Origin of the sequence: Roseburia sp. 1XD42-69 (genome assembly GCF_003612565.1) — a bacterium.
Classification (GTDB): Bacteria; Bacillota; Clostridia; order Lachnospirales; family Lachnospiraceae; genus Roseburia_B.
The window spans coordinates 1-620 of sequence record NZ_RAZG01000263.1; the positions used below are offsets into that span (position 1 = coordinate 1).

The following is a 620-nucleotide window of genomic DNA, read 5'->3' on the forward strand; positions in this document are numbered from 1 at the left end:
AACGGGAAATCCGCTGCCACCCTCCACATATCCGGTTATGAGACAAACCGTGTGCTTGCCGCTGACTATGCAAGGGAAATCCAAAATCTTAACAAGGAAATTGCAGATAATCCATATGACACAAAACTTGTGGAACGGAAACGGGAACTGGTAAAGGCATATCAGGACTGCATTTCCGGCGCACAGGAGGAAAAGTATGCCGTCATAGATTTATACAAACAGGCGTATGATTCCCTGTTAAATAAAATCCGGGAATTGATAAACGAATACGAAGAACTCTTGGACGCAGAAAAGAACGCATATGACTACCAGCAGTCTATTGCGGAAAAGACAAAAGATATCGTAGACATCCGAAAACAGCTTGCCGCCTATTCCGGGGACATGTCAGAAGAAACACGGGCTAAGATACAGAAACTTGAGGTGGACTTAAAAGAAGCGGAAAAGAGCTTGCAGGAAGCACAGTATGAAAAATATATCTCTGATACCAAGGATATGTTTGACGATTTGGAAGATGCCCTTTCCGATGAGATAAATGACATCATCCTTGCCCTTGCAGATAATTTTGACCGTCTGATTGAAAACATCAACGCTTATTCCAATGACGCAATGGCGAATGTAAA

Annotated in this window: 1 pseudogene; it reads left to right on the top strand. The window is 42.7% G+C overall.

Annotated features, from left to right (window positions below):
• Positions 1 to 620, top strand: a pseudogene (locus tag D7Y06_RS26380) (hypothetical protein); the annotation flags it as partial.